19 protein-coding genes and 1 pseudogene are annotated in these 21547 nt (G+C 48.9%); 6 read left to right on the top strand and 14 right to left on the bottom strand.

Annotation, left to right across the window (positions count from 1 at the left end; translation table 11 throughout):
* Positions 1 to 178: 178 nt before the first annotated feature.
* Positions 179 to 2125, bottom strand: a complete 1947-nt coding sequence (gene macB / locus KGP17_RS23300) for a macrolide ABC transporter ATP-binding protein/permease MacB (protein ID WP_223498462.1) — start codon at positions 2123 to 2125, stop codon at positions 179 to 181.
* Entirely contained in the window at positions 2125 to 3234 is a 1110-nt protein-coding gene (gene macA / locus KGP17_RS23305; protein WP_024529102.1) for a macrolide transporter subunit MacA, read from the bottom strand. Before macA ends, macB begins: the two co-directional genes overlap by 1 nt.
* A 931-nt stretch (positions 3235 to 4165) precedes the next feature.
* Between macA and KGP17_RS23310 the strand changes: the two genes are divergently transcribed.
* On the top strand, positions 4166 to 4534 hold the full coding sequence (locus KGP17_RS23310; RefSeq protein ID WP_223498463.1) for a dTDP-glucose pyrophosphorylase: 369 nt from the start codon (positions 4166 to 4168) through the stop codon (positions 4532 to 4534).
* A gap of 120 nt (positions 4535 to 4654) precedes the next feature.
* On the opposite strand, the pseudogene KGP17_RS23315 reads toward KGP17_RS23310, so the two are convergent.
* Positions 4655 to 5318: pseudogene (locus KGP17_RS23315) on the bottom strand (transposase); the annotation flags it as partial.
* A 374-nt stretch (positions 5319 to 5692) separates the two neighbouring features.
* Here KGP17_RS23315 and KGP17_RS23320 point away from each other — a divergent pair.
* Entirely contained in the window at positions 5693 to 6640 is a 948-nt protein-coding gene (locus KGP17_RS23320) for a LysR family transcriptional regulator (RefSeq protein WP_223498464.1), read from the top strand.
* A gap of 270 nt (positions 6641 to 6910) precedes the next feature.
* Here the strand turns inward: KGP17_RS23320 and KGP17_RS23325 are convergent, their stop codons facing one another.
* The 3 genes from KGP17_RS23325 to KGP17_RS23335 form a co-directional block, all read right to left on the bottom strand.
* Positions 6911 to 7549: a LuxR C-terminal-related transcriptional regulator gene (locus KGP17_RS23325; RefSeq protein ID WP_223498465.1), complete on the bottom strand. Its 639-nt coding sequence runs from the start codon at positions 7547 to 7549 to the stop codon at positions 6911 to 6913.
* 721 nt (positions 7550 to 8270) lie between these two features.
* Positions 8271 to 8579, bottom strand: coding sequence for an adhesin biosynthesis transcription regulatory family protein (locus KGP17_RS23330; RefSeq protein ID WP_223498466.1), 309 nt, complete (start codon positions 8577 to 8579; stop codon positions 8271 to 8273).
* Positions 8580 to 8691: 112 nt separating this feature from the next.
* Positions 8692 to 9345, bottom strand: coding sequence for a hypothetical protein (locus tag KGP17_RS23335; RefSeq protein WP_223498467.1), 654 nt, complete (start codon positions 9343 to 9345; stop codon positions 8692 to 8694).
* 1500 nt (positions 9346 to 10845) lie between these two features.
* Here KGP17_RS23335 and KGP17_RS23340 point away from each other — a divergent pair.
* The gene (locus KGP17_RS23340) at positions 10846 to 11508 is read left to right on the top strand and encodes a DUF3313 domain-containing protein (protein ID WP_223498468.1); all 663 of its coding nucleotides are present in this window, start codon (positions 10846 to 10848) and stop codon (positions 11506 to 11508) included.
* Between the two features lie 145 nt (positions 11509 to 11653).
* The gene (locus KGP17_RS23345; protein WP_223498469.1) at positions 11654 to 11947 is read left to right on the top strand and encodes an adhesin biosynthesis transcription regulatory family protein; all 294 of its coding nucleotides are present in this window, start codon (positions 11654 to 11656) and stop codon (positions 11945 to 11947) included.
* A 440-nt stretch (positions 11948 to 12387) separates the two neighbouring features.
* On the opposite strand, the gene KGP17_RS23350 is transcribed toward KGP17_RS23345, so the two are convergent.
* From KGP17_RS23350 to KGP17_RS23385, 8 genes are all read right to left on the bottom strand, one after another.
* On the bottom strand, positions 12388 to 13215 hold the full coding sequence (locus KGP17_RS23350; RefSeq protein ID WP_223498470.1) for a hypothetical protein: 828 nt from the start codon (positions 13213 to 13215) through the stop codon (positions 12388 to 12390).
* 72 nt (positions 13216 to 13287) lie between these two features.
* Complete coding sequence (locus tag KGP17_RS23355) at positions 13288 to 13824, bottom strand: fimbrial protein (RefSeq protein ID WP_223498471.1); 537 nt, start codon at positions 13822 to 13824, stop codon at positions 13288 to 13290.
* A 15-nt stretch (positions 13825 to 13839) separates the two neighbouring features.
* A complete protein-coding gene (locus tag KGP17_RS23360) occupies positions 13840 to 14328 on the bottom strand; it encodes a fimbrial protein (RefSeq protein ID WP_024529106.1) in 489 nt (162 codons plus the stop codon).
* A gap of 13 nt (positions 14329 to 14341) precedes the next feature.
* Complete coding sequence (locus KGP17_RS23365) at positions 14342 to 14878, bottom strand: fimbrial protein (protein ID WP_223498472.1); 537 nt, start codon at positions 14876 to 14878, stop codon at positions 14342 to 14344.
* Positions 14879 to 14942: 64 nt separating this feature from the next.
* Positions 14943 to 15692, bottom strand: coding sequence for a fimbria/pilus periplasmic chaperone (locus tag KGP17_RS23370; protein WP_223498473.1), 750 nt, complete (start codon positions 15690 to 15692; stop codon positions 14943 to 14945).
* A gap of 8 nt (positions 15693 to 15700) precedes the next feature.
* Positions 15701 to 18277: an outer membrane usher protein gene (locus KGP17_RS23375; RefSeq protein ID WP_371822072.1), complete on the bottom strand. Its 2577-nt coding sequence runs from the start codon at positions 18275 to 18277 to the stop codon at positions 15701 to 15703.
* Between the two features lie 122 nt (positions 18278 to 18399).
* Entirely contained in the window at positions 18400 to 18936 is a 537-nt protein-coding gene (locus KGP17_RS23380) for a fimbrial protein (RefSeq protein WP_024529110.1), read from the bottom strand.
* A 69-nt stretch (positions 18937 to 19005) separates the two neighbouring features.
* The gene (locus tag KGP17_RS23385; RefSeq protein ID WP_024529111.1) at positions 19006 to 19545 is read right to left on the bottom strand and encodes a fimbrial protein; all 540 of its coding nucleotides are present in this window, start codon (positions 19543 to 19545) and stop codon (positions 19006 to 19008) included.
* Positions 19546 to 20307: 762 nt separating this feature from the next.
* Here KGP17_RS23385 and KGP17_RS23390 point away from each other — a divergent pair.
* The gene (locus tag KGP17_RS23390; RefSeq protein ID WP_223498474.1) at positions 20308 to 20628 is read left to right on the top strand and encodes a FaeA/PapI family transcriptional regulator; all 321 of its coding nucleotides are present in this window, start codon (positions 20308 to 20310) and stop codon (positions 20626 to 20628) included.
* A gap of 115 nt (positions 20629 to 20743) precedes the next feature.
* On the top strand, positions 20744 to 21523 hold the full coding sequence (locus KGP17_RS23395) for a helix-turn-helix transcriptional regulator (RefSeq protein ID WP_074031253.1): 780 nt from the start codon (positions 20744 to 20746) through the stop codon (positions 21521 to 21523).
* The last annotated feature ends 24 nt before the right edge of the window (positions 21524 to 21547 follow it).

The following is a 21547-nucleotide window of genomic DNA, read 5'->3' on the forward strand; positions in this document are numbered from 1 at the left end:
ACTCTCCATAATTATTTTACTCCTTGAGATTTTTTATTTATAAATATTTTGGCTGATTTGAGTCATAGCACGGCCAACACCGTGAGCAGCGACTCACAGCAATAGGTATCACCTGAACGTTATTGTGCCGAAGGTTCAGCAGTGCTCGCGGATCAGGGTGAAATTATGGTTTTTCTGATTATTCCCGTGCCAATGCGTCAATGGGATCCAGCCGCGCAGCGCTGCGCGCAGGGAGATAACCGAACACGACGCCAATACCGGTGGAACACAGGAACGCACTCAGCAGAGCCACCGGCGGGAAGTTGATCTGCCAGCCCGGCATCGCCAGCTGCACCAGCAAGCCGATGGTGAACGACAGCGCGATCCCTAAAATCCCCCCTACCAGGCAGACCAGCACCGCCTCAATCAGGAACTGTTGCAGAACGTCGCCGGAACGAGCGCCTACGGCCATGCGGATGCCGATTTCTCGCGTTCTTTCTGTTACCGAGACCAGCATGATATTCATCACGCCAATCCCACCCACCACCAACGAAATCACCGCCACCAGGATCAGGAACAGTTGCAGCGTACGGGTGGTTTTTTCCGCCGTTTGCACCAGGCTATCCATGTTGTAGGTAAAGAAGTCTTTCTTGCCGTGGCGCAGCGTCAATAGCCGCGTCAGTTGCTGTTCCGCCTCCTGGCTGTTATAGCCATCGCGGATACGCACGGTGATCGAATCGAAGTAGTCGTTGCCCATCAGGCGATTGGCCATCGTGGTATAAGGCACCCAGACACTGAGCATCTTGCTGCTGCCAAACATGGTTTGCTTTTCCTTCGCCACCCCCACCACGGTCGCAGGCATATTGCCAATCAGGATCACCTCACCCAGCACGTTTTTTTGTTGCGGGAACAGACGGCGCTGGGTGTTGGTATCGATCACCACCGTCTGCGTCTGGGACTCCACCTGCCTGGCATCAATAGCCGTTCCCTGAGAAAACTCCATGCCGTACACCCGGAAAAACTGCTCGCTGACGCCTGCCACATTAGCCGCCACATCAATATTGCCAAAGCGCAGACGCATGCTGCTGCGAGTCATGGGAGAAAGCGCGCTGATATAAGGTTGTGCACTCAATGCACTCAGATCGTCATATTTCAACGCCTGGCGGAGGGTTGGGTCATCGTCACCAAAATCCTTACCAGGATAGACGTCCACGGTGTTAGTACCGATGGATTTGATCTCGGCCAATACCTGCTGTTGGACGGCATCGCCTATCACCAGGATCGAGATCACCGAGGCAATGCCGATAACGATTCCCAGCATGGTCAATAGGGTGCGCATCTTGTTGGCCGCCATCGCCCACCAGGCCATCGACAACGCCTCCCGGAAACGGTCGGCCATCTGCTGCCAGGAAGGGGCTGGCGTGGCCAGTTCCAACGACTTGGCCTGTGGCTTGCTCTGTGCCTGTGGCCGAGAATCGCCAATGATTTCGCCATCGTGGATTTCGATAATCCGCTCGGCTTGCTGCGCTACCGCCGGATCGTGGGTAACGATGATCACGGTGTGTCCCTGCTCGCACAGCTGCTTGAGGATCGCCATTACCTCTTTACCTGAGTGGCTATCGAGCGCACCGGTTGGCTCATCCGCCAGGATCACCTGGCCACCGTTCATCAATGCCCGCGCAATGCTGACACGCTGCTGCTGCCCACCGGACAGCTGGCTTGGCCGATAGGCGATACGTTCTCCCAATCCCAGGCGTTGCAGCAAGGCCGCCGCCCTGGCATGCCGTGCCGAGTGACTCATCCCAGCGTAAACGGCAGGCACCTCCACGTTATGCGCCGCACTCAGATGTGGCAGCAAATGATAACGCTGGAAGATAAAGCCAAAATGCTCGCGCCGCAGCTGGGCTAATGCATCGCTATTTAGCGTGGCCACGTCCTGCCCGGCCACGCGGTAAATGCCGCTGTTGGGTTTGTCCAGACAGCCGAGAATGTTCATTAGCGTCGATTTACCGGAGCCGGAAGCCCCGATGATCGCCACCATCTCACCAGCATCTATCCGCAGGCTGATGCTCTTCAATACCTCCAGGGTTTGCTCACCGGATTGATAACTACGCCGGATATCACTCAGTTCCAACAGTGCGGCCATCAGCTGCCCTCCACGCCGCCGCGGCTGACAATCACCTCTTCACCGGCTGTCAATCCACTGACAATCTGCACATCCAGGTTGTTACGCATGCCGATCGTCACCTCCCGCAGCTGTTTCTGGCCCTGTTGCAGCACCGCAACGTGGTAACGGTTATCGGCGATTTGTTCCCCTAACGCTACCAGCGGAATAACCAGCGCATCGCTGGCGCCAGCCAACTGAATATGCACCTGCGCGGTCATTTGCAGGCGCAGCAACCCCTGCGGATTTGGCACTTCGAAACGCGCGTAATAAAAGATGGCGTTATTGACCTTCTCTGGGGTGGGTTGGATGTCTTTCAGCACGCCCTCAAAGCGTTTGCTCGGATCGCCCAGCACGGTAAACCAGGCTTTCAGCCCCGGCTTGAGGTGGATCACGTCCGCCTCGGAAACTTGTGCCTTCACCAGCATGGTACTCATGTCTGCCAACGTCAGAATGTTGGGTGCCTGCTGTGCGGCGATCACCGTTTGGCCCTGAAAGGTGGTGATCTGCACCACATCACCGTCCATCGGCGCTTCAATGCGGGTATAGGCCAGATTGATCTTGGCGGTATCCAGGCTGGCTTGATTTTTGGCGATCTGCGCCCGGGTGTTTGCCACCTGCGCCTTTTTCACCGCCAGATCGGTGGTCAATTTATCCAGATCCTGGTGCGAAACCGCCTGCACCTTGGCCAATTCGCGGTTACGCTGCAAAGTGACCTCTGCCAGTTGCTGCTCCGCCTGCGCCTGTTGCAGCTGGGCTTGCAGTTGCCGTAGCGTGGCCTCGCCTTCGCGAATGCTGTTTTGTGCCTGTTGGGGATCGATAATGCCGAGCAGTTGCCCTTTTTGCACCTTATCGCCAATCTCGACCTTCAGGCTCTCCAACTGTCCGCTGACCTGAGCCCCCACATCAACCTTACGTACCGCATCCAGTTGGCCGGTCGCCAAAACGTTCTGTTGAAAATCACGCTGGGTAACCTTAACCGTTTTAAACTCCGCAGGTAACGGTTGGCTGAAATGCCAATAGACCAGCATAGCAATCGCCGCTAAAGCGCCTCCCCCTAGCAGCCTACGTTTTGTTCGTCCTTTTAACATATGGATATTTTTCCCTAGCTATTTCGTCTATTCCTGCCAATTTCTAGCCACAAAGCCGCCATCGAATTAAACCATCACGTGAATCCATAATATTCCCCACCAAGGCCAATATGTGCAGCGAGACTATTATTGATATTCCTTATAACTTCCATCTATTTCATAATGCTTAAGCTATAAATAAAACCATTTACCCATCCTTCGGGAATGGCTTTTATCACGGCACACTGGCGCAAGCCGGATAGCAAAGCCGCTGATCCCCCCCATCGTGTGCCGGACCTGTAATGGGCCAATACGTTTAAATTGACATGAGTGATAATAGAACTGATTGGAATTTTGAATAACAACCATTATTGATTAATTTCTCTGATAGTTCAAATAGAATTTTCCCGTTAACAGCTAAGAATCCCTGCATTTATTGGTACTAATTCCGAACAACTAAGTTATTACTTAACAAAAAACAAGAAGTGTCTTAGCTATATTTAAGAGAGTATGACTCTCTGTCGTGCAGCTGGAAAACCGAGTTATTCATACAGATTATTTATTGGTGTGCATCCTGAGCAATTAAGTTATTACCCAACAAGACAAGAAATATCTTATCTACATTTAAGACAATATGAGCAATTGTCACATAGCTGGAAAATTGAGTTATTCAGACAGATTATTAATAGCGCCAGCTATTGGCACCGTTGACGCCAACATGATGCGGACCCCAACCAAGCACTTGAGGTTAGGAGAAACCCCCTTTAGTGGATGAATAAGAGTGAGCTAAATCCCGTTTTTCAAATTATCTGGCACCCGCTCTTGCTTGAGAGACGAAAAAGGAGGTTTTGTAGAGGGGATGTTCAGTGGGAGCAAACTAACACTCCTGCGGCAACTCCAGACAAAGGCTGACCCAATGACAGACTTATCCTCTTCGCCTAAGACTCTCGCAATGCCAGAAATCACTGGCGTCACCGTAGCTCATGATGGTCTGCATTATCTTAAGCCAGAGTTATTGCTGGATTTTATTAGTGTGACGCCGCTGCAACTAGTCTCCATAACGCCGCTTGCGGTGCTGTATGGCTCGATCGGCGTTTTGCAACGCATTGACCTGAGGAAGATCCCAGTCGCCATCAAGGGGCGAGTTATTTACCCTATTTGCCCCCAGTCCCTCCCCAACCTGCGGGCCAAACTGGTGATCAACGGACCGCTGAAGAAGGTTAAGTTTCAGGGAAGCCTCATCCCGGTCACAGAAGCTCAGTCGGTAAAAAACATGACGCTCATTGGTGTGGCGCTGGAGTTTACGGTGCGAAAAACCTGATGTTTGGATTAAAGGTTGAAGTAGCCTTAGCCGCATGCCGCTCCCGCAGCGTAGACCATAATGCCCATTGTCTGTGTGCAACGGATATAATCGGTCTGCCGCGCCTGATGCCCTTCAATACAGAATACGTGTCACCTGAAGGCCTGAAATCCCGAAAGCGACGCTGATCGTCTGGCACTCCTTCGTGAAATAATCCACACAGGTCAAGCACTTAATCCGGCGCCCACTGGAAAGCGCATCCATGACAAAGTCCATTAACCAAGTCAGATTAGGTGCCACCGGGCGTAGCAACGTCAAACGCTCTGTTGCCAGTCCTGTACGGCGTCGTCTGCGCTTTACCCACATACTCTGTAGGCAGCTAACCCGCTTGTGATTAACGTGAAGCCCTTCACGCCGTAGAAGCGACCATATGCACCGGTAGCCAAAACGTCTGCGTTCAAATGCCAATTCAGTGATGTATCCGGATAAACGTGCATCAACTGCCGGGCGCTATGCTTCATAACGGCATGCTGACAGCGACAAATCAGCCTCGACGTTGCAACAGGCCCGTCGCGTCACACATCACTAACACAACGTCCAGCTTGTGGTCTACCATCAGTACTTTCGCCAGAGAGTCTTCAGATGCTTAACTTCCGGCACTTCCATACCGCCAAACTTTTTACACCATGTGTAGTAGGCGGCGTCGGAGATGACGTGCTTACGGCAGAGGCACACGGGCCGAAACCCCGGCTTCAGTCTCGCGGAGAATACTGATGATCTGTTCGTCGGAAAAACGCTTCTTCATGGGAGTGTCCTCATGTTGCTTATGAATATATTACTAACATCGGGGGTATGTTAATCAATGGGGAGCAGGTCAGTGTCAGAAGAACCGAATCAAAAAATAAAACAGGCTCATTGCCTAGTAATGAATTTTAATTCACTGCAAGGTTCCATAGATTGAGTTTTTTCTCAACATCAAATTTATAGGAAACACCTTATGCCTTCCTATAACTAACGTCATGCTGCTCAACTATTTTAGGAGCCAGACACGATAAATGTGATAAATACCCCCCATCACTTTACCCGTAGCACGAGACAAGTTAAGTAATTTACAACTTGCCAGTTAAGTACATATGGCTACATAATATCAAGCTCAATCTTGTAGAATGGCAGAAAGTAATGAAAAAACTACAGTTTAAGCTTAGAGATTTAAAAATCATTTCTGTCATCGCCGAAACTCGTAGTATTGGAGGTACAGCTACATTGCTGGGGATCGCTCAAGCAAATGTCAGCAAGCACCTCTCTGACTTCGAAACCCGTATTGGTTTAAAAGTCTTTGAGCGTACTACCCGGTATCTAGCTCTAACTCAGTTTGGCGAAGCCCTCGTTCCTTTCATTAATGCGTCCTTAGAAAAACATGAAGATTTAGCTAATTTCATTTCTGATTACAAGCATGAAAAACGTGGGCGAGTGACTATCTATGGACCAATAGGGATTATTTCTTACCTTTCCAAAAGCGTTATTCATGAAATAAAGGATATTGGTGATATTCACATTCACTTGAAGACTTACAACCTTAATCGCCATGAGTTCTTTGAAGGTGCCGAGTTTCCAGACGACTGCGATATTTTAATCACAAACACGCTACCAAAAGATGAAAATTTGGTTGCTAGCTATTTAACAAAATATGCCGTCACCGCATATGCAACACAGGAATATTTAAACAGCCATCCAATAAAAAGCCCAGAAGAGCTGGAGAATCACTCCTGCATTCTTATCGACTCAATGATGATTGATGATGCCAATATCTGGCGTTTTTATCCTCATGAGTCTGATGAACCTCGTGAATTCAGAGTTACTGGGAATTATATCTGCGATAATTCACAAACTGCACTTGAACTTGCGCGAAATAATTTGGGAATATTTTTGGCCCATAAAGAGAACCTTCAAAAATATGTTCAACAAGGAATTTTGCTCCCCTGTTTTAACCACAAGTATGAGTGGAGGCTGGATCTGATAGCTATCTTTCGTAAACGTGAGTACCAGCCATGGCGTGTTCAGTATGTACTAGATAGCGTACTCGAGACCCTTCGACGACAAATCGAGCAAGATGTAAACCGTGAGTAGTTAGTACCCTGCTGCAAATTAACGCAAGTTCTGAAGGCGAATACACCGCCGAATAAGTTCAGAAATGGCATTATCTTCGCCAGGGCGGTGTAGATGGCCAGGATCTCTTTCCTTGCAGTAGCTGACGTAATGGGCATATAGCGCTCTTGGTACCGAGTATGCCCGATTTATCGTCGATACCAGCCACATCTACCCGTTGGAACACCTAGTCCTGATAGACACACTCATTGATACTATTACTCGAGTAACCTGTGGCGGCCTTCTGATATGTCAGAGCATAGTAATATTCTGTAACTGTATCGTGGCACTGACGTCTGGGTAACTGCCAACTGCAGGTATCAACAGGTCCTGAATATTACGAGCGCCCAGCTTACTTAACCCAGAGCGTTTGTAATGACTGATGGTCTTGATGTTCAGCGCCAAAGTCTTAGCAATGTCTTGCGCACTGAGTTCTTTCATCAACCCCTGCAAAACATTACGCTCACGCCAGTTCAGCAGTTCCCCACAGATAATTTCTCTGGTTGATAACATCTTCTCGCCGCGTATCACCTGCCCAATGAAACTCTGTAACGCCAGTACGGTCTGGGTTAAATCAATCAGCCCGACATGGCTATTCAATAAGTTGAGATAAAAATGCCGCAGCGGGATACTGGCCGAACCGAGGTCCATCAGTATCTGGCAAGAGGGGTGGCAGCAACCTATCAAGGTTGCCAGACGCAACAGGGCATCAATCCTGTAATTGCTGACTGACAAGATAACCAGGTCAACCTCACCGTCCAAAGAACGCGACATATGCAACCGGCACTGCTCAACGTCAGCTGTACCGAAAATCTGGGCTTGTGGTTTCAACAACATCTCCAGCGCTGTGCGGGTAAAACTGCATTCACACAGCAGAACAACATTTTTCATTTCTCGCTCGCTCATCATGGGCTTTACATCATTCGCTGCCCTTATCAAGGACGGAGAACCCTGCAGGTCATCGCGCCTTAAAGGCAAGATGCATTACTGCTAGAAAGGATTTCCAAACTCTGGACAGGACAGCATATTGATATATCGGAGTCTGTCAGTTGACTGTCAGGGTTACACTGAGATTGGAGCCCTGCGGACCCTTCATGTCAGTTTTGGGATCCAGGCTCAAAGTATGTTCAACACTTGTCCCCCTGATGGCGACCGGTGACCCCAGGGGATGATATTTCCCAATTCATTCTCGATAGTGATCATGACATCCCCCAGTAACAGGGTATCGCCAGTTTTTGTTGGGCTATCGTAGGTCCAGGTCCAGATATCAACCTGCCCGCTTCCCGATATTCTCCAGGTAAGTGGCCGCACAACGGTATCCTGTCGAAGCAATACGGTGGCAAAACTGATGATTGGGAGAGAGCTGGATAATTGCTTCCCGGCCCAAGATTGATCTTGAGCGGGCTGGAGAGATCATTTCCAATCACCAGCATCGTCTCCGATAAAGTAATGCTATGAGATTAATATTCGTTTTTCGGTCCTTGTATTTAGCTATTCAGCGCTGTCAGGTACGTTTTCTGGGTTAATACTGCTAGTGGTCGAATTATAGGCTGACAGCTACATCACCGTATTACCGCTACTCATTGCATTTTTGGCTTTCATATCAGTATTATTATTCAGATACTTTGCTTTCTGCCTGCGATTCGTCTTGAGTCATAAACTCGGGCGTATACATCAGGGCAATGGTTCGATTCACTGTTTGCATATGGTGGTATTTCACCGAAAAATAACTCTGTGACACACTATGTTTCTCACAGGCTTCTTGGCGAGACAGACCATTGACTAACACATCCTTAAGGGCGTTTCGCATATTTTTCCCCCGTAGAGTGCAAACGGCTGCCAGAAGCAGAAAATACCTCTCCGCCACCTTCCCCGGGACCAACGTGCTGGGCAATTGGTGGTTATTGTATAATGCACACATTTATCTGCCTTTAATAATTATTAAACACCTATATTTTTATTAACTGTCGACAAAGCAACCTGCACTATAAACTTATTATTAAAAAATCCTCCGGTTGATAAATGGTGATGTTTCAGGCATCACTGAAGGTCAACGAAGGTATTAACTCCATTGCCGGATTCTTCAGCCTCAGCGCTTTCTCTATCACTTGGCGATGGTGGTAGATGACTTGATGGCTTCGTCCGAGCAACATTCCAGCTTCTGCTGGCGTGTATCCTTGGGACAGCAAGTCTATCGCAACAGCCCTCGCCTTTGGGGAGGTAACCACACCAGCAAGTCGCTGACGCAACCACTGATTAATCTCTATAAGAACCACCTCTGGCGGAATTTCTGCAAGTGATGATCTCTGACACCCTGCCCATTCCGGCCCCGCAAACTCTATGCCGACGTGCTCTATAGCAGATATATTGGGAAAACCAGCCAGCAAGGCATCATACTCCTTCAGAAGTAGCCGCCCAAAATACTCCTGCATCATTCTGTCTGAAAATAAAAAATAGTGTTGCGTCGCCATTAATAACAATGCTGGCCAGTTCGCACGCAACTGACGAATAAGGTTGAAATGACACCTCGGCGCACCATCAATAATGAGTAATTCCGGTCGAGTGGCAGATAGTGTTTCAAATAAAACTTCGGTATTGCATGTTCTTTCGACATAAACATCACAGCCTGATTTTGACTGACACAAATATTCAAGCGCAACGCCAGTAACCGTATTTATTGAGTGCACAATAATATTTATAAATTTATTTCCCTACCCATAGCATAGGCTTATCCATACACACTGACACCGAATGTAACCCCCCACTTTTGATACGGGCAATAGTAGCCCCCTGTAAATAATCACCAAAACAATATTTTTTAATCCTGTGGATTAATTTAATTGATGCATGGAAATATTGACAAATAAAAAGGTTAGCTTGCTTACAGATAATCATCATAGATCTCGATTTTACAATTTAATTGTAAATATTCAGAAAGTCATATAGTTAAAAATATTAATTACAATCAAATTGAATTATAAATAAACCATAAAATACAATAAATACATAGGGTTATTTTTTTGGTAAAAAAACACCAGAAAAGTATCCAATAGGGAATTATGTCAATTAAATTGACTTTACCGGTAACATTGAACAGATTAAATCATGCCATATCTTTACAAAATTCAGACTCTTTCTTAATAATGATGACTCAGTGAAAAGCTTTAGGCCCCTGATCAGAATGTCCAGGCCGAGGCAAACGTAGATGTGTTTGTTTTTTGTTCATCTAATTTGTTCCCGCCTGTATCATTTGCTCCAGATAAGTACTATTAATGGCAACAACGGATATCTCCCGCCACGCCTAGCCCATTACTAATACCTCGCGGCGTGCATCTATACACCAGTTGAAAGGTGGTATCGCTTGGCGATTTACCTCTTACCGGGGTGTATCAGGCTGAGTACCACTAAGAAGAGTAGGCAAGAAAGCTCTCTCTATAAAGAGTATGCTCTCGCGTGATGTTCGTCTCTTTCTCTAGAACAATCGCAGTTTGGTTAAACTCCCAGCATTCCGTCAAGGACGCAGTTAGCGATAATCCTGCGGACAAAGCTGAATGAGCAAAAATCATGTATCTTCAACATCGCCGCAGTGAGCCATTCTGTTGGCCATCAGGATAATAACTTTCCCACTCCTTCATAGCCGTATAATGTTAAAAAACATTGGAATTACTCAGTCCAACTGTGTGGGGGATTATTTTTGTATTTATATATATATAAAACAATATATATAGCAACCCACTGTATTTGATTGGTTTTTTTAATTTAATAGAAAAAATTTCAATGTAATGGATTGACGTTTCATTTCAGATGTAATAATTTCAACTCACAAAGCATATGCAAGTCTATTTTCACATTAGAAAATTATTGAAACTGCAAGATACATGAAATATCTGTTTTTGTAAGATATTGAAAAATTCATTGAGAATGGAAGCCAATTCTCCAATAATCCCTAGACAGGTATTTACGTTGACTGGCAGATGACTATGCTATCCATAGCAAACAAATGTTTCATGCTCTGGAATTTTACCTCGTTCATGGTAAGAAAAGACGTGAGGCAGGTTAAATGTCAAAGATAAAATAATGACTATATCACTAAAACACATTCGACATAACTCTTAAAACATTGTGCATGGCAGTAAACTTATTATTTTTATGGCCGTCACATCACCATCAAGGTAGACATCTAAGTAATGAAAAATACACTTAAACTTGTTCTTTTCTTTATTTTGGCAGTATCATTATCTGGATGCGCGGGTAAATACACTGAGCCACAAAGGTATTCCGGCTTCCTTAATAATTACAGTCATATGAAACCAGAAAGGTCAGCATCTGGTGTTCCTGTTCTTCGTTGGACCTCATCAAATTTTAAAACGAGCGATTACGATTCCATCTATATTACCCCGGTTATTTTCTGGCCAGAAATCCCTGTTTTAGAGCAGGCAGAAAAAGACAAACTTCAGGCTATTCTAGATTATACCAATACCAAGCTCCGTCAAACACTGAAGAGCAGCGTTCCCGTCGTTGATAAACCTGGCACTCGAACCTTAACGCTTCGCCCAGCTATTACGGCTGTGGATTTGCAAAAACAGGGGTTGCATGTGTGGGAGATCATGCCAGTCTCCGTACTAATAGCTGGAGCTCAGTATCTTACTGGTTACCGGACACTGGATGTCACATTCTATTTCGAAATTGAGGTGAGAGATTCACTAACGCATATTCCGCTCATTACGGCCATACGCCGGAGCCAATCAGCAACCATCAGTAACTCTCATAAAAAACTGACCGTAGGAGAGGCGAAAGAAACGATTGATGAACTGGTAAATGATCTCTCTCTTTATGGAGGGGATAATTAGTAAATATCTCGTCAACTGTGTTGTCTGAGGAACAGAGATGATGCTCCCCTTGAGTTAAAGAATACTGCTCTAGCAGTTGCTAGTACGCATAACATGACAGATAGTTAATAAATATATGTATTCCATAGTTATTAAAGGCAGGTAAATGCGCGCATTAAAAAACAACCGAAAATCCCCCACCACGCTGGTCCCGGGGAAGGTGGCGGAGAGGTATTTTCTGCTTCTGGCAGCCATTTGCACCCTACGGAGTGAGAATATGAGGAGCGCTCTTGAAGATGTGTTAGTCAATGGTCTGTCCCGCCAAGAAGCCTGTGAGAAACATAGTGTGTCACAGAGTTATTTTTCGGTGAAATACCACCATATGCAAACAGTGAATCGAACCATTGCCCTGATGTACTCATCCGGATTACTGAATGCTAGTACTCAGCAGAAGGGATGAGAGCCCACCTTAATCGTCAAAATATTATACTGCCATAAATAAAAAACAACACAAATAACACCTTACGAAAAATTGTAAAAATACGAATTAAACAGACACTTACGGCGTACCAAGCAGAGAAAATTTTACATGAAAAATCACAACCTATAGTTATCGCATAACTGGAGGAGCTTACTCGTTTAATCCATCTAAGCGGATATGATTGCGCATCGTCATTCATATATAATGATGAGTTTATTCTTTTTTGTATCCACCATCTGGGTGACCAAGGCAGGGCAAACACACGTATGTTCACTCTTTACCTCCAATTAATCCCTGCCAGTATCACTTACTCAAGAAAATCGCTGTTTATGGTAGCCATCGTCTGATACTGGCCTTTTTCCGCTCGCTGAGCGCAACATGCAGTTGAAGCAGCCGCATGCCGCGCCCGATATCAGTAACTAAGGCATCGTCAGTATTGCGGTGGCCGAACCAAAGAAATCACCGGCTTCAACGGTACCCACTTTAGTCAGCGTAGACATAAACTCCAGCGGCATCTTGGTTGCTGCTAAAGCATGGATCCTGACCCCGGTAGAGCCACTCACCCCACCTATGGTCAAGCGGGTTTGCAGGCTACCGTCGCTTCTGAGATTGACCATACCGTTTCCGGCCGACCCTGCAAGGTAAACCATCACGTCCATTGTTAGCGTGCAACGGATATAACCTGTCTGCCGCGCCTGATGCCCTTCAATATCCCTAAGTTGAACCTGACCATGGGTCAGTTCAATGCTGGTTTCGGTAAATTCACATTTACCCACCGGCGGTGGTACGATCCCGCATAAGCTACTGGGCATCATTCTGCTGCCACCTGCATCTGTGGTCCCGGTGGTCGTTTTAAAGTACATCCCAACGCATTCCTGCGTCACTGCTGGGCCAACGTGATTCTGGGTTCCACTGCGCGGTAGCGAATACTTACGCTGAAAAGCCGCGCCCACATCGCCTACCGTCCGCAAAGTCTGGATGCCATCAAGATATTCCATACCATCAGAAACACCAGGGCCAGCCTCTCCAGCATCACTGTGCCGGTGGCCAATAAATACCGTACATTGCCCCCACCCGTAACACGGATTTGGTGTCGCATCAACGGTATCCCAGTATTCAATAGTCCACCAATATTTGGCATTCTCGGGCGTGCCCTCACTACGGGTAATATAAGAATAAATCGCGCTATTGGCGTTATAGGCCGTCAGCAACATGACGGCTAAAAGCATCACTCTAATGGCTTGCATAAATACCCCTGTGATCATCCCTTATCTACCGCGGACTCATTAGCCACGCCGTCGATTTCAGGGTAAGCCGTATTACGGGCTACTCGTATTCCAATAAAAACGTCGCGCTGGCGGTAAAGTCGCCAGGGTTAATGGTTTTTGGCTAATTGCATCGGGTTCACCCTGCACATAGGTCCGCAGGCTAATGGTATTATTGCCCGAGATCAGCCCTTGGTTATAGCTGCCGGTATTGATCGCGACCTTATTTCCCTGTTGCGTTTCAATACCGATACCAATACCGCTGGTCTGGCTCGCCCCGGATATCGCCAGCAGACCGTTCAGCCTGCTATTTTCCGTACCGGAAAAGGTCAGCTTCACCATATTCCCCAGGCTAAGATCGCAATCATCAAGATGTAATACCAATGGCACCCCTAGCGTGCGGGTGTTGAGATAAAGATATTTCTCAACGATCGAGCCAAAATCGATATTGATATTTTCATCCGTGACTCGCAATGTGCAAGGGTCAGCCACCAGAGCGCCTCTAAAGCGTACATTATCAACCGCCTGGGATACGCTGGATAAACCGCCAAGCCCTACAGACAGGGATATTAACAGTGCCGAAAATCGCATGATAGTACCTCCCTGTTATTGATAATCAGCCTGCAGCGTTGCCGTTGCTTCAAACGCGCCTTCCGTTAGAACTATGCCGACCTGCTGTACCGGCACGGCTTTAAGCTGAGGTCTACTGGACGGCGTAATGGTTATTTCACTGCCAAGAACAAAGGGTTGACCGTCACGCAGGATTTTAATCCCCAGCCCATTAATATTGGTTTGCACCGCGGCGTTATCAAAAGAAATGGGGTTCCCCGTAAGCTTCAATTTCAACGCCCAACCATGGGTATTTGGCTCACAAACCAGATCATAATTAATGTTCTGCATATAGTTAACGCCATCCACTTTTTTGACACCCACCTTAAGGCCAAAATCAACGATGATATTATTGCCGCTGTTAATGCTACAAGGGGGCGGCTCGAGCAGCGTTCCTCGAAATTTCATATCGCCCCCTGCGGCAAATGCAGTAGATACAAGGCCACTTAAACCCGCAGCCAGTAGGGATAACAGTAGAATTCGCATGTCTTATGCTCCCTTACTGGTAATCAATTAATAACGTGGCGGAGGCGGTAAACTCGCCCCCCGTCAAGGTGGCCCCGCTACGCTTGACCGGCACCGCATACAGGACCGGCTGATTGGGATAGGTGTAGTTAAACCAGGTATTGATATTTAACCGTTGCGTCCCATAGTACAAAGCGATACCCAAATCGCTTTTATTGGTGCTCAAAAATCCGGTCCCAAAGCCCGCAGTGCCGCCCTGAATGCTCATTTTCAGATCGTTGGATTTCTGGATGTCACAATTCAGGCTATAGACAATGGTCTGCTTATAGTTGACGCCATCAATCCGAGTAGTCATCACCTCATCGCCAAAGTCCACCCGAATGGTTTGATTATTATTAATCGTACAGGGCGGTGGCAGTATAACGGTTCCCCTGATATTCACTGGCATCGCGCTGACCGGAACGCTGGTCAGCACGACACTGAATAGCGCCCCGGCAAGACAATAGCCTGAGGCCCTCGATCTCATGCTCCCCCGGCGATGCTTACCAGGAACAGGATAATATTGTTGCATACGTTCTCTCCTTGCAGACCTGACCCCGCGCCCTCTCCCTGTAACCTGGCACGACCGGTTTCAATTAACTCTTCTTCGCCGGTTCCACCTGGCAGTCCGATGCGCCGCAACGGAACGTCAGCACTGGGCGGCCGCCATAATCGTTGACGTAGGTCAGCACTGGCGATCCTCCTAATACCGACGCGCTGATACCTAAAGGAGCACTGCTTTTCGGCTCCAGCATCAGCGGCTCAAAACCCGTGGCGCTGACGCCTTTTCTGCTACCCGCATCCACCAGCGTCACGTAGTACGGCGTCGGGTTGTTCACCACATACTTGTCGCCCTGCTTGGTCAACGTCAGCTGGTCCTGCCACGGTGTCGCCATCTCGGTGACCGTTTTCACCAGCGCTTTTGGCCGATAGAACAGTTTGATGCGCGTCTGCAACGCCAGTTGCAAGGTGTTAGCCTTGTCACTCTTCGGCGGGATTTCACGCAGGTTGAAGTAGAACAACGTTTCCCGATCCTGTGGCAGTTGGCTCAATACCGGTAAGGCCTGTACCTTCACCTGGCTCTTGGCACCTGGTTCGATGCGCTGTACCGGCGGCAGTACCGTTAACGGACTGGTTACCTTGTTGCCCTTGGTATCCTCTATCCAGCCCTGCGCCAGATAGGGCAATTGCGGGTTGTCATTGTTGACGCTCAGGCTGACCGACTTATCGCCGCCAGGAAAGATGATCCGGGTACGATCTAGCGCGATCGCCGCCTGGGCCTGCGTGGTCAGCGCGCACAGTAAGGTTGCGGCGACCAGCGCCATCCCCGTATTGGTTTTCGTCATTTCGTATCTCATTGTATTGTCTCAGCCTTTTTCTGTATTGCGGCCAGGTCTGTGGGGTCTTTTTTCGCGGTTATCGCCCGGCAAGGCAGCAAGAGTTCAGCCATGCCGTTCGCTGGCAATACCGCCGGTAATGTCAGTTCACACTGCGCCTGTTCATCCCAGTGAACCGTCATCGTTTCACCGCGCTCAATACCACTCAGGTATACGCTGCCGGCGTCGCTGACGATCCCCACATCGCGTTTTTTCAGGTTCTGCACCGTCGCCCCGAACGGCGGCATCGTGCCGTCTGCCAGACGGATCACCGCCATGGCCTTCTCACCCGCTATCACGTCAAACCGGCGATAGCCGATCGCGCCTTCCGTCAGCGTGGCCTGCACCACCGACTTCATCGCTTCAGCGTTATCCGGCAGCTTATCCAGATCGATATTCACCCGATTGCGGTAATAGCTGTTCATGTCAGCCACCACGGCTTTGCCGTAGCGGTTGGTGCGCACTGGGGCTCCGTAGTTACGGATCGGGATATTGGCTACACCATCGGTGTCAACCAGCAAACGGGTTCCGCCCGGAATAGCGACCCGGTGCATCGCTGCACCTTCCGCCGTCGCCGTTACCCCGCCCTGCAATGCCAACCCCACCGTGCTGTAGCTCCCGGATTGAGCACTGGCGGTGGCGTTAATCTGCGCCCAATCCGCCTCGTGGCTATAGAAACCACTGGCCAATGGCCCTTTGCGAGTAAAGCCGGTGCTCACCTGATAGCTGCCACGATCCCCGACCCGATCGGAGTAGCTGACCCGGTGGGTGTTGTCATTGCGATCCAGTGTGCCGCTGTAGCTCATCGAACCGCTGTTACCCCATGGCAGCGACAGTGACAGGAATACCCCATCGTCATTCTGTCCGTTGTACTGGTTGCGGTAGCCGGTCATCGACAGGCTGAGGTTCTTGAAGCTGCCAATATCCATGTAGCGCATCAGCGACAGGCTATAACGATCGTTGGCGTCCCGATCCCAATAGGTCTGGTGGTCATAGTTCAGGTTGGCCGTCAGCCCTATATCGCGGAATTGCTGGCTGTAGGACACCGTGTACATCTCTTTGCTGCTCTGGCTGCGGGTTCCGAGGTTACGTACCTCCAGGAATTCCCCCATCGACATAAAGTTACGTTCCGAGAAGCGATAGCCGGCAAAGGTCACCTGGCCACCAATCTGGTCAAAGTTCTTCGAGTAGCGCAGACGATAGGATCCCCCGCTTAGCGTGTCGCCTTGCGGCAAATTCGCCCGTGACTGGGTCACGTCAAACGACAGAGCACCAAACGCCATCAGGTCACGGCCAATCCCCACCGCCAACGCGTTGTACTCGTCACCGGCCACCACGCCACCGCCGAACAGTGACCAACCATTGCTGACGCCCCACGAGAATTCACCGCTACCAAATAGCGGGCCTTGAGTACGGTGCCGCCAGTCTGTTGGCCGCCCGCTTGCCAGCTTGTAGCGCACCATTCCTGGTCTGGTCAGATAAGGAATACTCGCCGTGCTGATAGTGAACGTCTGCACGCTGCCGTCCTGCTCTTCGATCCGCACGTCCATCAGCCCCGAAACCGCATTGCTCAAATCCTGAATACGGAACGGGCCGGCTGGCACCAGGGATTCATACAACACCCGCCCCTGCTGGCTGACCACCACACGGGCGTTAGTACGTGCCACGCCACTCACCTCTGGCGCATAGCCGCGCAGGTTCGGCGGCAGCATCGCGTCGTCGCTCACCAGGCTTAGCCCGGTGTAACGGAAGCTGTCGAAAATGTCGGAGTTGAGGAAGTCTTCACCCACCGTCAATTTGGCCCGCAGCCGCGCGATCGCCCGGTAAGCGGTATACTGTGTCCACTCAAAGTTGCGCTGGGTGGACTGCCCTGAGCCGGTTTGATGGTCAATCTGTGTCTGCCAACTGGCACGCAGCCGCCAGCTCCCTGCATTAGCGCCCACCACTCCGTTGCCGCTCAGGTTATAGCCTTTCTCGACACCATCGTTTTGATCCTGACGTTGGCTCTGAGCGTTGAGGTTGTAATCCAGCAGCAACCCAGGAATACCGTTATCCCAGCGTGCAGGTGGATCCCAATCGGGAGAACTGTATTCCAGGTAAGCCTGTGGAATGCTGAGATAGAGCGTGTTGCTGCCCAACTCGGGGCGCGCCGTCATTCCCTTGAGGCTACCGATCACCAGGCATTGCCCGTTGTGCCACCAGGCCAGATCGCGGGTAAATTCCTCTTTCAGCCCCATTTGTTCCACTAAGGTGGGGGACAAACAGGCTTCTGTAACGCTCGGATCTTTGTCTGTGGGATAAAATGGGATCGTCTGTTCCGGCAGTTCCTGCTGGTTGACGTTGATCAGCAGGCTGTATTCACCCGGCATCACGTAACCACTGCGGGAAAAACGCCCCAAATCGATATTGCCGCGCTCCTGAACATCGAGCACGTCGGTATTGAATTCGATGGGTTTAGCGGCAGAAACCTGGCCATTCACCAGTGCCAGCGCAATCAACAGCGGCAACAAGCGGGTGCGCGGAACCTGTACTCCTACAAGTGGGGTGCTCATCATCCATTGACCTTTATGCGTTAAAACTTTCCCGGGCGTTATGGTTGTTATTAAAGGAAATATCCTGCCGGGGAAGTCAATCTGTCTTGGCGTGCTGACCGTCCATTATCATGTCAGCCTGCTGTTCAGTGATAATCCAACTGGTATCGCACTTGTGCACTATAGGTGCCGGTATGTAACGGCTGATTGTTGGCTACCATGCGTGCGGTGTAGTGCAGCAATATATCTTTACCCTGTAATACCGGCGTCTGTGCCGGCATTTCCTTACCTGGAACCGCCTGATTCCCCAGCGCATCGTTCAGCACCAGTGCTACGCCGCGCGCCTCACCCTCAACGCCGAAGTACCCATCTTCATTGCGGCCGTCAAACGTGACGCGAAAGTGCTGCTTGCCCAAAATGTTATCGTTGCTATGCTTAAGCGTGCAGTTCACCAGCCTGATACTGAATGGCCGTGACAATGCCTGACTGTCATTAACAATCCTATCGAAGGGCAGCGTGCCCATATCAACGGTCTGATCTCGGCTGGTGGTGTCAATATCGCAGGCGGAAGCCACTATCGCCCCGTTCATGCTGAGTTGGCTTCCCTCCCCCCAAACCGGCAGCGCCGTGACAGCTCCCACCAGTAAAAATAACGAGGTAGCCGTAAAACTATTCACCGACATCCCTGGCTCCCTTAATGAACAAGGACAGCAAAAACTGCATGCGGAAACCGCATGCAGTAACATCCACTATTAGTTGTATGCCATGGTAAAGTTGGTGGTAGAGGTGAAGTCACCTTCTACGATATCGGTCAACGTAGTACCGGCATGCCCCTGTAGGAAGGCGGTGAAGCTCAGAGTGTTGTTACCCGCAATCAGGTTCTGCACGGTAGTCGCAGTACCCAGGGTGATCGGTTGGTTAGAACCATCAAACATCGCGATGCTTGCACCTTTTGCCGCGCCAGTGATGGCCAGCAGGGTGTTGGTGGTGCCAGTTGCGCCGCCATATGGACCAGCGAAGGTGACCTGCACTTTGTTCTTGCTAGAGATATCGCAACCTTGCAGTTTGATATCAAAGTTCACCACGTTAGTAGATTTACCACCATTCACCAGCTCCACATTAGCCACTTGGCCAAAGCTCTTGGTCTGGTCAATACTTTCTGGAGCGATAGAGCAAGGTGCATCAATGATTTTACCTTCGAATTTTACCTTGCCCGAACCCGCATCAGCATTTGCCAGAGAGACCATACCCAGAGACAGAACCGTAGCCAGCGCAATGTTAGTCAGTTTCATGTTTTCTTTATCCTTAAAACGTTAATTTAACGAGAAATCCAGACATACCTAACCCGACACAATTAAAACGGTGCCTATCAGAACAACGCTGTTTTATTTGGCGGTAATTGATATACCCGGCAGCATCCTTTCATTTGGTATAAAAGAAGGCATCCCTTTCCTTCCCCTTTATTTGCGAAGGGGGCAGTTCACCAGAAAAGACAAGCCTCTTCCGGTGCTTCATCCGATGAATAAAGCGAATTATTAAAATACAACTTTATGCGACACCCTTGAATAGATAGAATTCCGACTATAAAACAGCCACACATCAATTTAATCATTGATCAGGGTATTTATGATAGGAAAATTCTCACACCACTCCATCGGACAACCTCATCTCCTGTCGCCAAAAAATTATTGCAAATACCTCTAAATTTTGAAAGTGTTGTTTTCCAAATAGAGCAATTTCGCCATAAAAACCTTATTTATATGCAAGAATATTCTTATTGCGACGACTACGGTCGCAAAAACGAATTACTTAGTATTTTATGCTGCAAAACGCGGTATTTGCGAACTCATTGATCGTAAATTTGGTTTTCACGAAACAATAGTCCATGATAGCTTAGAATGGTAAACTGACGCCTCATAAGGAAGAAATGGGGGTTATGATTCTGACAGTATTCCCCTGTGATCACCTAGAAAAGTTAGCAACAAAAGCAAGCAGCATAGGATTATTCCATTTCGAATAGCACCCATCAAGACGCATTAAAAGGAGGTAGTGACATGTCTTATCGCACCAATAAAGAAAGGGAAAAGCAGTTAAATAATGTTTTTATTGCCCTACAAACCCTTTGCAAGCGCGACATTCATCACACAGGCGTTCCCCCGCAGGTTCAATGGCCCAAAACACGGGAAATCGCAGAATACTCCGAGACGACAATATACCTTGCTCGTTACTATCTGCTGCGATTAGTTGAAAACAAAAAAGCTTATGTTACCTCTGGCGCTGTCAATAACAGTTTACGCTGGTATATTGCTGAACCCTCGCCATCACCTAAACATCATGAAAAAAGGGAAGCGCGGCCCGTTGCGGCGGAAGGCTAAATACGCCTCCCCCTTCTGACTTGTGTTTGATTTTTTTCTACTGACATTTATCTATCCCGTGTCTGCCACGGTGTTTCACGCAAGGCAGACACGCCGGTTGAAAGGAACTCATGCCATGAAACAACCTCTGTCCATCATGATAATCGATGCTGACCGTTATTTTACCCATGGTCTGGGCTTGGGGCTGCAAACCTATTTTCAGGCCCGTCGGCTGGACATCCGTCTACTTGAGGAAACACAGGTTGGCAGCGATATCGACATCATTTTCCTGGGCGATCTGGTCACTAGCTACCCATGGCATTACCGCTTACATCAGCGGAAAAATCATCCGATGGTATTCTTTATCACCGAGCAGGGGCGCAACAAAAACCAGCTCAAACCAAGGGTGCATTGCGAACAATGCCATACCAGGGCGCTGTACCGGCACCAGACAATATCCTCATTATATGAGCGGTTGGATAGCGTACTGTTTCCGCCTTTTGGGTCACCAGCAGCGTCCAGCTACGATTGCACATGTATGTCTCCGTTAACGTCGCGGGAAGAGGAGGTTTTGCGGTGCATACACATGGGAATGAATGGGCAGGATACCGGCAACTATTTGCAAATCAGCAATAAAACTGCCAATGCCCATAAGCAGAACGCCATGCGCAAGCTCAATTTCAGATGCAATCAGGAACTGTATCAGTGGCTACTGCAGGGGGGAGGACGCTATCTGAACGAACGGTCGTCAATCACTCTACCGCGCTTGCCGCTGCCATCAACGTTGCCGGCAGAAACCAACCTCATCTCTTCGGCACAACTAGTGGGACGGCAGAGAAAAGACCGCCCTTATGCTGCCTTATCTGCGCACAAACAGCCAGACACCCTCGGCCAGAGAGAGCCTGTCTCCACGTGAAGTGGCTCTCGGCGGCTATTTATA

It is taken from the genome of Serratia sp. JSRIV001, assembly GCF_019968745.1.
In the GTDB taxonomy this organism is placed as follows: domain Bacteria; phylum Pseudomonadota; class Gammaproteobacteria; order Enterobacterales; family Enterobacteriaceae; genus Chania; species Chania fonticola_B.